Origin of the sequence: Thauera aromatica K172, from assembly GCF_003030465.1 — a bacterium.
Lineage (GTDB): Bacteria > Pseudomonadota > Gammaproteobacteria > Burkholderiales > Rhodocyclaceae > Thauera > Thauera aromatica.
Map to the genome: position 1 here is coordinate 2,600,724 of NZ_CP028339.1, position 12,651 is coordinate 2,613,374.

The window sequence follows — 12,651 nt, forward strand, 5'->3', positions numbered from 1 at the left end:
GCCGTTTCCGCTACGATCACGACAAAGGGGCGCCCACGAGGCGCCCTTTTTCCTCCGGAGCCCCCATGCAGACATCCGCTTCCAGCCGCCGCCTGGCGTTGGCCGTGGTCATCGCCGCCTACATGCTGTCCTTCTTCCATCGCTTCGCTCCCGCCGGCATCGCCCAGGACCTGGCCGCGGCCTTTCACACCAGCGCGGCTTCGCTCGGCGTGCTCGCGGCGACTTATTTCTACGTCTATACGGTCATGCAGGTGCCGACCGGCATCCTGGTCGACACCCTGGGGCCGCGCCGCATCCTGCTGCTGGGGGGGCTGGTGGCCGGGGCCGGCAGCGCGCTGTTCGGCTTCGCCCCGGACCTGGACACCGCGCTGGTCGGGCGCACCCTGGTCGGGCTCGGCGTGTCGGTGGTGTTCATCGCGATGCTCAAGCTGATCGCCGTGTGGTTCGACGAACGCCGCTTCGCCACCCTGGCCGGGCTGTCGATGCTGCTCGGCAACCTCGGCTCGGTGCTCGCCGGCACGCCGCTCGCCGCGGCGGCGCAGATCACCTCGTGGCGCGGAATTTTTTTCGGCGCGGCCGTCCTGTCGGTGCTGCTGGGCATCGCCTGCTGGTTCTTCGTCCGCGAAGCGCGCGCGCCGGACACGCCCGCCCCCCGCTTCGACCGCACCGTGGTGCTGGGCGGCCTGATGGGGGTGCTGAAGAACCGCGCCACCTGGCCGGCGGTGGGGGTGAACTTCGGCATCGCCGGCAGCTTCTTCGCCTTCGCCGGGCTGTGGGCCACCCCTTACCTGGTGCAGGTGCACGGACTGTCCCGGGTCGAGGCGGCCAGCCACGTGTCCCTCTATTTCGCCGGTTTCGCCGTCGGCTGCCTGGCGATCGGCACCCTCTCGGACCGCCTCGGCCGGCGCAAGCCGGTGCTGGTCGCCTCCTCCGCCCTGTACAGCCTGCTGTGGCTGGTGTGGCTGTCGGCGGTACCGATGCCGATCGCGCTGTCCTACGCGCTGTTCGCCGTGATGGGGGTGAGCACCGCAAGTTTCTCGCTGACCTGGGCCTGCGCCAAGGAAGTGAACCCGCCCCAGCTCTCGGGAATGAGCACCAGCGTCACCAACATGGGCGGCTTTCTCGCCGCCGCCCTGCTGCAGCCGGCGGTCGGCCTGGTCATGGACGCAGGCTGGGACGGTACCCTGGTCGAAGGCGTGCGCGTGTACGCGGTCGACACCTTCCGCCACGGGATCGGCCTGCTCGCCGCCGCAGCCCTGTTCGGCACCGTCGCCAGCCTGTTCCTGCGCGAAACGGGATGCCGCAACATCTGGAAGCCGGGCACCTGAGCCGCCAGCGCAAGGCCGCAGGCGCCCGCGCGGCACAGTACGCCGCACACACTCTGGACCCGGAACAAATCGCATTCGCGAACTCGCCCCGGCCGGTCTACTCTAAGAATCGACCCGGCCGCAGAGCCCTGCCAAGCCGCAGCCGGGCCGCCCCCCGACCGATCCTGATCAAGCGGAGCGTGCCATGGACAAGCCTTTCGAGACTCTGGAACAGCACTTTCACCTGCCCCACGTGCGCGAAGTCGGCATCGACCGGCCGCTGCTGTGGCTGCGCGCGGGATGGGAAGACATGCGAGAGAATCTGGGCGCGAGCCTGTCCTACGGCGTGATCCTGGCCGCACTCGGCTACCTGCTCCTGTCCTACGCGGCGGAGCTGCCTTACCTGTTCACCGCGGCGATTTCCGGCTTTTTCCTGATCGGGCCAGTCGCCGCCGCCGGACTGTACGAGATTTCCCGCCAGCATGAACAAGGGCACCCGGTCTCGTTCTTCGGCTCGCTGCGCGGCCTGCGCGGCCACGCCGACGGGCTGGCCTACTTCGGCGCCTTCCTCGCGATCGCGCTGATCGGCTGGGAGCGGATCTCGGCGGTGCTGTTCGCCCTGTTCTACGACGGCAACGTCGCCGACCTGTCGAACTTCTTCCGCAGCGTGTTCCTCTCCGGCGAGCACCTGCCCTTCGTCGCCGCCTACCTCGTCGTCGGCGCGATCCTCGCCACGGTGGTGTTCGCGCTGTCGGTGACGGCCGTGCCGATGCTGATGGACCGCAAAGTCGATATCATCACCGCGGCGATGGCCAGCCTGCGCGCGGTCGCGGTGAACCCGGCGGCGATGGCGCTGTGGGCGGCGATCATCGTCGGCCTGGTCGCGGTCGGCTTCGCGACCATGATGATCGGCATGGTGATCCTGCTGCCGCTGCTCGGGCACGCCACCTGGCATGCCTACCGCGAGTTGATGCGCTGAACGCAGCGGCCGCGCCTCGCGGCCCCAAACCACCCCCGCCCCCTCCCCTTGCGAGCGGCCGGCGGGCGCCGGGAACGGCGTCCGCCGGCTTTTTTACGGCACAATGCCTTCCCCACGACCCGGAACGGATCCCCACCAAGGTTCATCGATGCCCGACAGCGCCACCTCCCCTCTGCCTTCTTCCCCCCCGCCCGACTCCGCCAATCCCCTGCTCGACTTCAGCGGCCTGGCGCGCTTCGGCGACATCCGCCCGGCGCATGTCGAGCCCGCGGTCCGCAGCCTGATCGACGAGAATCGCGCGCTGATCGAACGCCTCACCGCCGACCCGGCGCCGCCGAGCTGGGACGGCTTCGTCGGCCCCATGGACGAGGCCGGCGAGCGCCTGTCGCGCGCCTGGGGCGTGGTCGGCCACCTCCACAGCGTGCTCGACGTGCCCGAATGGCGCGCAGCCTACAACGCGATGCTGCCGGAGGTTTCGCGCTTCTATGCCGAGGCCGGGCAGAACCTGGCGCTGTTCCGCAAGTACAAGGCGCTGCACGACGGCCCCGAGTTCGCCACCCTGTCGCCGGTGCGCCGGCGCATCCTCGAGCACGCGCTGCGCGACTTCCGCCTCTCCGGCGCGGAACTGCCCGATGCGCAGAAGCCGCGCTTCCAGGCGATCCAGGAAGAGCAGTCGCAGCTCGCGGCGAAGTTCTCCGAGAACCTGCTCGACGCCACCAACGCCCACGCCGAGTGGATCACCGACGAGGCCGGGCTTGCGGGGATTCCGGACGATGCGCGCGATGCCGCCCGCGCCGCCGCCGAGGCCGAGGGCCGGCCGGGGTGGAAGTTCACCCTGCAGATGCCCGCCTACCTGCCGGTGATGCAGTACGCCGACGACCGCGCCCTGCGCGCGCGCATGTACCGCGCCTACGCCACCCGCGCCTCCGAACTCGGCACCCCGGAACTGGACAACGGCCCGCTGATCGGCCGCATCCTCGCCCTGCGCGACGAGGAAGCGCGCATGCTCGGCTACCGCAACTTCGCCGAGGTGTCGCTGGTGCCGAAGATGGCCGACAGCCCCGCGCAGGTGCTCGCCTTCCTGCACGAGCTCGCCGCCAGGGCCAAGCCTTTCGCCGAGCGCGATCTGGAGGAATTGAAAGCCTTCGCCAGGGCCGAGCTGGGCCTCGACACGCTCGAACCCTGGGACCTTGCCTATGCTTCCGAGAAACTGCGCGAGAAGCGCTACGCCTATTCCGACCAGGAAGTGAAGCAGTACTTCCCCGAGCCCAGGGTGCTCGACGGCCTGTTCGGCGTGATCCGCGCGCTGTACGGCGTGGACATTTTCCCCGACGCGGCGCCGAAGTGGGACCCGGACGTGCGCTTCTTCCGCATCGAGAAGGACGCAACGCTGGTGGGGCACTTCTATCTCGACCTCCACGCCCGCAGCACCAAGCGCGGCGGCGCCTGGATGGACTCGGCGCGCAGCCGCCACCGCGACCTCTGGGGCAGCGACACGCCGCTCGCCTACCTGGTGTGCAACTTCCCCGGCCCGGTCAATGGCAAGCCCGCCACCTTCACCCACGACGACGTGCTGACCCTGTTCCACGAATGCGGCCACGGCCTGCACCACCTGCTCACCCAGGTGGACGAGCTCGCGGTGTCCGGCATCCACGGCGTCGAGTGGGACGCGGTCGAGCTGCCCAGCCAGTTCATGGAAAACTTCTGCTGGGAATGGGACGTGCTGCAGGGTATGACTGCCCACGTCGACAGCGGCGAACCGCTACCGCGCGCGCTCTACGACAAGATGATCGCGGCGAAGAACTTCCAGAGCGGCATGCAGACCGTGCGCCAGCTGGAGTTTTCGATGTTCGACCTGCGCCTGCACGCCGAAGTGGACGCAAGCGCGGGGCCGGTGCCGATCGAGCGCGTGATGACCCTCCTCGACGAGGTCCGCCGCGAAGTGGCGGTGCTGATTCCGCCGCCCTGGCACCGCTTCCCGCACAGCTTCTCGCACATCTTCGCCGGCGGCTACGCCGCGGGCTACTACAGCTACAAGTGGGCCGAAGTGTTGTCGGCGGACGCCTTCGAGGCGTTCGAGGAAGCCGGCGCGGGCAAGGGCAGCCTGCTCGACGCGGAGACCGGCGCGCGCTTCTGGCGCGAGATCCTGGCTGTGGGCGGCAGCCGCCCGGCGCTCGAATCGTTCAAGGCCTTCCGCGGCCGCGAACCGCGCGTCGACGCCCTGCTGCGCCACAACGGCATGGTGACACCGGCCTGACCCGCTGCGCGCCGGGCGCGTTCAGGCGCCGTGCCCGGCCAGGTGGTCGCGCTCGAAGGCGGCCGCGGGCACGGCCCGGCCGAACAGCCAGCCCTGCGCGACCGCACACCCTTGCGCCTGGAGGAAGTCGCGCTGGGCCGCGCTTTCCACCCCTTCGGCGAGCAGCGCCAGGCCGAGGCTGCGGGCCATCGCGATGATCGCCTGCACGATCGCGGCATCGTCGCCGTTGTCGGGCACGCCCTGGACAAAGGAACGGTCGATCTTGAGCTTGTCGATCGGGAAGCGCTTCAGGTAGGACAGCGAGGAATAGCCGGTACCGAAGTCGTCGATCGCCAGCGAGACCCCCATCTCGCGCAGCCGGCGCAGGGCGCGGATGGTTTCCTCGGCGTGCTGCATCGCCGCGCTCTCGGTGATTTCCAGCTCCAGCCAGCCCGGATCGGCGCCGGTTTCGGCCAGGATCGCGGCCACCCGGTCCACCAGATCGGGCTGGCGGAACTGGCGCGGCGACAGGTTCACCGCCACCGTCAGGCGTGGCAGGCCCTGGCGCTGCCAGGTGGCGAGCTGATGGCAGGCGGCGCGCAGCACCTGCTCGCCGAGGCTGACGATGAGGCCGGTTTCCTCCGCCACCGGAATGAAGACCGCCGGCGGCACCAGCCCCTTCTCCGGATGGCGCCAGCGCACCAGCGCCTCGGCCCCGGTCAGGCGGCCGTCAACGAGCGCGACCTGGGCCTGATAGAAGACTTCGAGCTCACCGTTGTCGAGCGCCCGGCGCAAGTCGTTTTCCAGCGTCAGGCGCTGCAGCGCCTGGGCATTCATGTCGCCGGCGAAAAAGCAGAAGCCGCCCCGTCCCGCCTCCTTGGCACGGTACATCGCAGTATCGGCATGCTTGAGCAGGGTCTGCGGGTCCGCCCCATCGCGCGGATGGAGGGCGATGCCGACGCTTGCCGCCAGCGGCAACTCGCGCTCGCCCACGGTCACCGGCACGGACAGACGGGAGGCGATCTTGCCCGCGATCGCCGCGGCCGCATCGACCGAGGGCAGATCCTCGAGCAGCACCACGAACTCGTCGCCGCCCAGCCGCGCCACCGTATCGCCGGCGCGCAGGCAGTGCTGCAGCCGCGCAGCCACCGCGCGCAGCAGTTCGTCGCCGACATCGTGGCCGTAACTGTCGTTGATCAGTTTGAAGCGGTCGAGGTCGAGGAACAGCACCGCATTCAGGCCTTCCCCGCGCCGCGTGATCGCATGGGCAAGGCGGTCGTGGAGCAGGTTGCGGTTGGGCAGCCCGGTGAGCGGGTCGTGGTTGGCGAGGTGGCTCAGCCGCGCCTCGGCGTCCTTGCGGTCGGTGACGTCGTTGAGCACGCCGACGAAGTGGGTGACCGCCCCGGCCTCGCTGCGCACCGGCGCCAGGAAGAGCTCGATCCAGCGCCGCTCGCCGTCGGCGCGGCGCAGGCGCAGCACGGTGTTGCCTTCGGTGCCGTGGGCGATCGCGCGGCGGATCTCGGCATAGCCGTCGGCGACCTCGTCGCGGCAGATGCAGGGCTTGCCGACGATCGTGCCCGCCGTGCTGCCGAGCACCCGCTCGAACGCCGGGTTCACGTAGATCAGCGGATAGCACGGCTGGCCGGCGTCGGCGATGAACACGCCGTTGACGCTCGATTCGATCGCCCGGTCGCGCAGCGCGATGCGCCGCTTGTCGGCGTGGATGTAGGTGTCCAGGGTCAGGCCGAGATCGAACAGGGCGACCTTGAGCAGGGCGTCGAACGCCGGAACGAACTGTTCGCGGCGCCCGCCGCTGTGCGTCCACAAGGTGTCGACCATGCCCGACAGGTATTCGCGGAAGGCCCCCACGTACCACTTCGGCTCGAGACCGATGCGCGCATGGGTGACGCCCACTTCGAGCCGGCGCGCGACGTAGTCGGTGCCATATTCGCCTGCGGTCAGCTCGCGGAAATAGCGCTCGTGCGCCGCCTTCAGCCGCGCCACGGTGGCATCGTCGCGCAGCAGTGCCGCCAGCGCCGGCCGGCTGCGCAGCGCGGCGTAGAACGCATCGGAAAAGCCATGGCGGCCCTGCGCTCCGATCGCCGCGTGCACCGCGCGCAAGGATGCGGCGTCATCCTCGCCCAGGCGCAGGAAGGCCTTGCGCTCGGCGATTTCGTCGGCGTCGACCCGCATCTCGCGGGCGATCGCGCTGCCGCTGGCGGCGTTCATTGCCCGTTTGCCTTGCCCAGGATGCGGCTCATGCCGTCCATCACCGTGAGATTGGCCCGTTCCATCGCCTGCAGTTGATCGAGCGCGGCATCGAGGCGGCCTTCGTAGTAGAAGGCCACCGCCTGGCGGGCATGAGTGTGCACGGCGCGATGCGGTTTTTCCAGCGCGGCATAGCCGGGCAGTCCGGCAAAATGCTCCCGCCCCTCGCCGTCGTAATACCACTGCCCGAGGCGGCAGTGCTTTTCGTCGGGCAGATCGTCCGGCCGCAGATTCGAGACCCCGAGGAACACTTTGTAGACTTCGAGCTTGAGCATCAGCTCCTCAATGTTCGCCAGTTCGACATTGGACAGCAGCGCCGACGACGACACCGCCTGCTCCATGCGCTGCGACAACTCGAACAGGCGCGACATGCTGCCCACGGCAAGTTCGCTCTCCGCCGAATAGCGGCTGGCATCCTCGGCCCCGACCTCCATCACCGTCCTGGCGCTGTGGGTTTCTTCCTGGATGCTGCCGACCAGGGCGGAAATCTCGGTGGTCGCCCGCGCCGTACGCTCGGCCAGCTTGCGCACTTCGTCGGCGACCACCGCGAAGCCCCGCCCGGCCTCGCCGGCCCGCGCGGCCTCGACCGCGGCATTGATCGCGAGCAGGTTGGTCTGATCGGCGATCTCCTTGATCAGGCGCACGATGCCGCCGATCTCGCCGGTACGCTGCATCAGCACCTCGACGTTGCGCGAAGCCTCGCTCATGCGGTCGAACAGGCTGCGCAGGTTGCCCGCCATCTGCTCGAAGGCGATACGGTTGCTTTCCGACTGGGCAGCGGCCTCCTGCGCCGAGGATTTTTCCTCGTTCAGCGTGCCCGCCAGGCCGAGAAAGGATTCGCGCACTCCGCCCAGCGAAGCGCCGAAGCTGGACAGGCTGGAAAACACCCCGCCCAGCGCGCCGCGCTCCTCGCGCAGCGCCGCGACTTCATCGCGCAGCGCCGCGCCTTCGGCTTCGAGTTGCGCCACGCGCGACTGCAGCCAGGCATGGTCGCGCCGGGCAGCCGCCCCGGGTCGAAACAGAAACTGTGTGAGTTTTGCCGCAAACATGAAACCCCTCCTCGGTCGTCGGTCTTGTTTTGCACTTCGGTTTTGCACTTCGATTTAGTTGAGCATTTTACTTGGGAATTAAGATCACAGCTTGATATAGCTTAATTCCGCCCCCTTCGTTCCGCCCCCTTCGGGCTCCCCGGCAACGCCCCCGCGCCAGGCGCACTCCCCGCACTCCCCGCACTCCCCGCACTCCCCGCACTCCCCGCACCTCCCCGCACCTCCCCCCGCCGCAGGACGCAGTGGCACAATGACCGACTGCGAGCCGGCCCCGCTCATCGAATCCATCGGACATTCGGACGATCCATGAAAATCGCCACCTGGAACATCAACTCCCTGAAAGTGCGCCTCCCCCAGGTGCTCGACTGGCTGGCCGCCCACGAGCCCGACGCGCTGTGCCTGCAGGAACTGAAGCTCGAGGACAAGGCGTTTCCGCTCGCCGAGCTGGAGGCCGCCGGCTACCACGCTGCCTTCGTCGGCCAGAAGACCTACAACGGCGTCGCCATCCTCAGCCCGCGGCCGATCGATGCGGCCAGCGTGGTGCGCAACATTCCCGGCTTCGAGGACGAGCAGAAGCGCCTGATCGCCGCCACCATCGACGGCGTGCGGGTCGTGTGCGGCTACTTTCCCAACGGCCAGGCGGTCGGCTCGGACAAGTTCGACTACAAGCTGCGCTGGCTCGGCGCCCTGACCGCCTGGCTACGCGGGGAGTTGCAGACGCATGAGCGCCTGGTGCTCGCCGGCGACTTCAACATCGCCCCCGAGGAGCGCGACGCCCATCCCGACTGGAAGGACGAGATCCACGTTTCCGCGCCCGAGCGTGCTGCCTTCCGCGCCCTGCTCGATCTCGGCCTGATCGACGCTTTCCGCCTATTCGAGCAGCCCGAACGCAGCTTCTCGTGGTGGGACTACCGGATGCTCGCTTTCCGCCGCAACTTCGGCCTGCGCATCGACCACCTGCTGGTCTCGCCGGCGCTGCGTCCGGCCTGCTGCAGCTGCACCGTGGACAAGGCCCCGCGCCGGCTCGAACGCCCTTCGGATCATGCGCCGGTGGTCCTGGAACTGGCCTGAGGACATCCCGATGACACGCTTTTTTCCCTCCGGAACGTACCGGCGATGAGCGCCGCGCACCCGAGCGCACCAGCAGGTATGCCCCTCGCCCGGCTCGACGAGGGCTACCCGGTGCTCGCCGCCCTCTCGCCCTCCGGGCGCCGGCGCCTGCTCGAAGCCGCGCGCTGGATGCGCGTTCCCGGCGGCACCTGCCTGTTCGACGAGCACCAGGCCTGCGAAGGTTTCCCGTTCGTCGTCGACGGCTCGATCCGCGTCGTCAAATCCGCCCCCAACGGCCGCGAGCTGCCGCTGTACCGGGTCGGCAGCGGCGAGACCTGCATCCTCTCGACCTCCTGCCTCCTCGGCCGCGAAGACTACCGGGCCCGCGGCGTCACCGAGAGTGACACCGTGCTGATGCTGCTGCCGCAGGCGGTGTTCGAGGAGCTGCTCGACGAACGCCCGTTCCGCGAATTCGTCTTCCACCTCTTCGCCGAGCGCATCGCCGGGCTGATGCAGCTGATCGAGGAAGTCGCCTTCCGCCGCCTCGACCAGCGTCTGGCGGCACAGCTGCTGGGCAAGGGGCGGACCCTGCACCGGACCCACCAGCAGCTCGCCGACGAGCTCGGCAGCGTGCGCGAGATCGTCAGCCGGCTGCTGAAAGGCTTCGCCGACCAGGGGCTGGTGCGGCTCGGGCGCGAGCAGGTGGAAATCCTCGACCCCGCCGGACTGCGCCGGACGGCGAGCGGAGAGCCGGCCAGAAGCACCGACTGAGCCTCCCCGGCGGCGCGCCCGGCTCTGTAACTCTGGTCACAGACCCGGGCGCGATCGCGTGCTTCAATGGAAACGTGTTCCAGCCGTTTTCCACCTCGTTACCCAGGAGAAGCACATGAAAACCAACGTCGGCGGCATCGACAAGATCGTTCGCATCGTGATCGGCATCGCGCTCATCGCCTGGGCGCTGTTCGGCGGCCCGGTGTGGGCCTGGATCGGCGTGATTCCGCTCGCCACCGGGCTGATGGGCTGGTGCCCGGCGTATGGCCTGTTCGGGATGAGCACCTGCCCGCTGCAGAAGAAGTAGCCACTCTCCCGTTGTCCGTTGCGCGTATCGGCGCCCGTTGCCGGTCTCAGGGCCAGGCGCGGGCGCCGAACATCATGCGGCGGGCAATGAAGCCGCGCAGCGGCGGCAGCAGGTCGAGGGCGAACAGCGCCGCGCCGCGCGCATGGCGCAGGGGCGCGAAGTCGTTGCTGAACACGCGCACCAGGCTATCAGTGAAGCGCATCGTGCCGAAGCGGTCCACATCCCGGGCGTGCGCATAGGCGGCGAGCAGCGCCGCGCACCCCGGATCGAACGCAGCCTCTTTCGACCCAGCCCCTTTCGACCCAGCCCCTTTCACCCCAGCCTCTTTCGTCCCCGCAACCGCCCGCGCCGTCGCTTCCGCGCCGCGCCGCAGCAGCAGATCGGCCAGCGCCCAGACGTCGCGCAAGGCCAGGTTGAAGCCCTGCCCGGCAACCGGATGCAGGGTCTGGGCGGCATTGCCGAGCCACACCGTGCGCACGCCGGTCACCGCGCGCCGGTAGCGCAGCTGCAGTGGGTAGCGCCGGCGCGGGCCGACGCCGGTGAGGCGGACGCGGTGGCCGAGGCGGACCTGCAGGTGCGCGAGGTAAGCCGCCGCGTCGAGGCCGAGCAGTTCATCGGCGCTCTCGCGGCGGACCACATGCACCAGCGCATAGCCCTCCCCCCGCGGCAGCAGGGCGAGCGGGCCTTCGCCGGTGAAGCGCTCGAAAGCGGTATGGCGATGACCGCCGGCGACGTCGAGCGCGGCGATCAGCGCATCCTGGCGGTAGTCGAGTTCGACCACTTCCGGGTCGTCCGCGCGCAGCCCGCCTTCGGCGCAGGCAGCGAGCCGGGCACGCAGCGTGGCCCCCGCCCGCCCCGCGCCGCCGAGGCGGGCGGTGACCGCATCGGCGGCCGGAACGAGGCCGGTGACTTCGGCTTCGTCCATCACCGTGATCCCGGCGGCATCGACCGTGGCGCGCAGGGCGGCGGCGAGCGCGCCCGCGGAGACGACGTAGCCCAGCGCCGGCAAGCCGTGCTCGGCGGCGTCGATCAGGGTGCGGCCGAGTCCGCCCTGCTGCGAGACGTGGATGTGCTCGATCGCGGTCTTCGGGATCGCCTCCCACACCCCCAGCCGCTCGAGCATCAGCCGGCTGCCGTGGGCGAGAGCGAGATCGCGCGGGTCCGCCGCGACGGCCGCGCGCGTGCGCGCATCGACGAGGACGACGTCGAGACCGGTGTCCTTCAGCGCCAGCGCCAGCGCCAGCCCGACCGGGCCGGCGCCGACGATCAGGAGGTCGTGCACCCGCTCGTCTGCGCCCTCAGCCATGGCGCGCCTCCCGCATCAGGGCCTCGATGTCGGCCACCGTCTTGGGCGCATCGGCGGTGATCAGCTCGCAGCCGCCGGCGCTGACCACGGCGTCGTCCTCGATGCGGATGCCGATGTTCCAGAACACTTCGGGGACGTCGCCCGCGGGACGGACGTAGCACCCCGGCTCGATCGTCAGCACCATGCCTTCGGCGAGCGCCCGCCACTGCCCGCCGACCTTGTATTCGCCGGCGTCGTGCACGTCCATGCCCAGCCAGTGGCCGGTGCGATGCATGTAGAAACGGCGGTAGTCGCCGTTTTCGAGCACGCCGTCAAGGCTGCCCCGCAGCAGGCCGAGATCGAGCAGGCCCTGGGCGAGCACGGCGACCGCGGCGTCGTGCGGCTCGTTCCAGTGCACACCGGGGCGGGTCGCCCCTTGCGCCGCGGACTGGGCGGCGAGCACCAGTTCATAGAGGGCACGCTGCGGCCCGCTGAAGCGGCCGTTGACCGGGAAGGTGCGGGTGATGTCCGCAGCGTAGCCGTCGAGTTCGCAGCCGGCATCGATCAGCAGCAGCTCGCCGTCTTCCATCCGGCACTCGTTGCCGACGTAGTGCAGCACGCAGGCGTTGGCGCCGCTGGCGACGATCGACGGATAGGCCGGGTAGGGGCTGCCGGCGCGGCGAAAGGCGTGCAACAGCTCGGCCTCGATCTCGTATTCGAAGCGCCCCGGGGCGGTGGCGCGCATCGCCCGGCAATGGGCCGCGGCGGAAATCTGCGCGGCGCGGCGCATCGTCGACAGCTCGCTGGCGTCCTTGACAAGGCGCATCTCGTCGAGTTCGGCACGCAGGTCGCGCACCGAGTGCGGCGGAGTGAGGCCGCTGCGGGCCTTGTCGCGCACCGCGTTGAGCGCGCCGAGCACGCGCGCGTCCCAGTCGTTGTCGTAGCCCAGCCCGGTCCACAGCAGGGGCTGGTCGGCGAGGTAGTCAGGCAGGCGCTTTTCCAGATCGCCGATGGTCCACGCCTCGTCGAAGCCGAAAGCCGCGCGCGCCGCTTCCGGGCCGTGGCGGTAGCCGTCCCAGATCTCGCGTTCTTCGTTCTTTTCGCGGCAGAACAGGATCTGCTTCGGCGCCGCGCCGGCGACCAGCACGACGACCGCTTCGGGCTCGCGAAAGCCGGTGAGGTAGTAGAAGTAGCTGTCGTGGCGGTAAGGGTAGTGGGTGTCGCGGTTGCGCACCCGTTCCGGCGCGGTGGCGAGAATGGCGACACCGCCGCCGGCGGCCTGCATGCGTTCGAACAGACGGGCGCGGCGGGCGCGGAAGGGGGCAGGATCGAAAGTGGCGTTCGGTGTGTTCATGCGCGGAATTATGGCACTGGCGGCGCGGCGGGAGCGTTTCGGCTT

At 69.6% G+C, this 12,651-nt stretch carries 10 protein-coding genes; 6 read left to right on the forward strand and 4 right to left on the reverse strand.

Translation table 11 applies throughout. From position 1 onward, the window contains the following. The first annotated feature begins 65 nt into the window (after positions 1-65). From Tharo_RS12355 to Tharo_RS12365, 3 genes are all read left to right on the forward strand, one after another. Entirely contained in the window at positions 66-1,328 is a 1,263-nt protein-coding gene (locus Tharo_RS12355) for an MFS transporter (RefSeq protein WP_107221470.1), read from the forward strand. A 184-nt stretch (positions 1,329-1,512) separates the two neighbouring features. Beyond that, positions 1,513-2,286 carry a DUF2189 domain-containing protein gene (locus Tharo_RS12360; RefSeq protein ID WP_107221471.1) on the forward strand — a complete coding sequence of 258 codons (774 nt, stop codon included), beginning with the start codon at positions 1,513-1,515 and terminating at the stop codon, positions 2,284-2,286. 148 nt (positions 2,287-2,434) lie between these two features. Further along, on the forward strand, positions 2,435-4,543 hold the full coding sequence (locus tag Tharo_RS12365) for a M3 family metallopeptidase (protein ID WP_107221472.1): 2,109 nt from the start codon (positions 2,435-2,437) through the stop codon (positions 4,541-4,543). A 21-nt stretch (positions 4,544-4,564) separates the two neighbouring features. Here the strand turns inward: Tharo_RS12365 and Tharo_RS12370 are convergent, their stop codons facing one another. Then, a complete protein-coding gene (locus tag Tharo_RS12370) occupies positions 4,565-6,751 on the reverse strand; it encodes a putative bifunctional diguanylate cyclase/phosphodiesterase (protein WP_107221473.1) in 2,187 nt (728 codons plus the stop codon). Beyond that, positions 6,748-7,839, reverse strand: a complete 1,092-nt coding sequence (locus tag Tharo_RS12375; protein ID WP_107221474.1) for a methyl-accepting chemotaxis protein — start codon at positions 7,837-7,839, stop codon at positions 6,748-6,750. Before Tharo_RS12375 ends, Tharo_RS12370 begins: the two co-directional genes overlap by 4 nt. Positions 7,840-8,145: 306 nt before the next feature. Between Tharo_RS12375 and xth the strand changes: the two genes are divergently transcribed. From xth to Tharo_RS12395, 3 genes are all read left to right on the forward strand, one after another. Then, the gene (gene xth / locus Tharo_RS12385) at positions 8,146-8,910 is read left to right on the forward strand and encodes an exodeoxyribonuclease III (RefSeq protein ID WP_107221476.1); all 765 of its coding nucleotides are present in this window, start codon (positions 8,146-8,148) and stop codon (positions 8,908-8,910) included. A 45-nt stretch (positions 8,911-8,955) separates the two neighbouring features. Next, on the forward strand, positions 8,956-9,660 hold the full coding sequence (locus Tharo_RS12390; RefSeq protein ID WP_107221477.1) for a Crp/Fnr family transcriptional regulator: 705 nt from the start codon (positions 8,956-8,958) through the stop codon (positions 9,658-9,660). A 115-nt stretch (positions 9,661-9,775) separates the two neighbouring features. Beyond that, positions 9,776-9,967 carry a YgaP family membrane protein gene (locus Tharo_RS12395; RefSeq protein ID WP_107221478.1) on the forward strand — a complete coding sequence of 64 codons (192 nt, stop codon included), beginning with the start codon at positions 9,776-9,778 and terminating at the stop codon, positions 9,965-9,967. Between the two features lie 46 nt (positions 9,968-10,013). On the opposite strand, the gene Tharo_RS12400 is transcribed toward Tharo_RS12395, so the two are convergent. Next, positions 10,014-11,273: an FAD-dependent monooxygenase gene (locus Tharo_RS12400; protein ID WP_107221479.1), complete on the reverse strand. Its 1,260-nt coding sequence runs from the start codon at positions 11,271-11,273 to the stop codon at positions 10,014-10,016. Then, a complete protein-coding gene (locus tag Tharo_RS12405) occupies positions 11,266-12,606 on the reverse strand; it encodes an aminopeptidase P N-terminal domain-containing protein (RefSeq protein WP_211309605.1) in 1,341 nt (446 codons plus the stop codon). The genes Tharo_RS12400 and Tharo_RS12405 overlap by 8 nt, the downstream gene beginning before the upstream one ends. Positions 12,607-12,651: the final 45 nt, after the last annotated feature.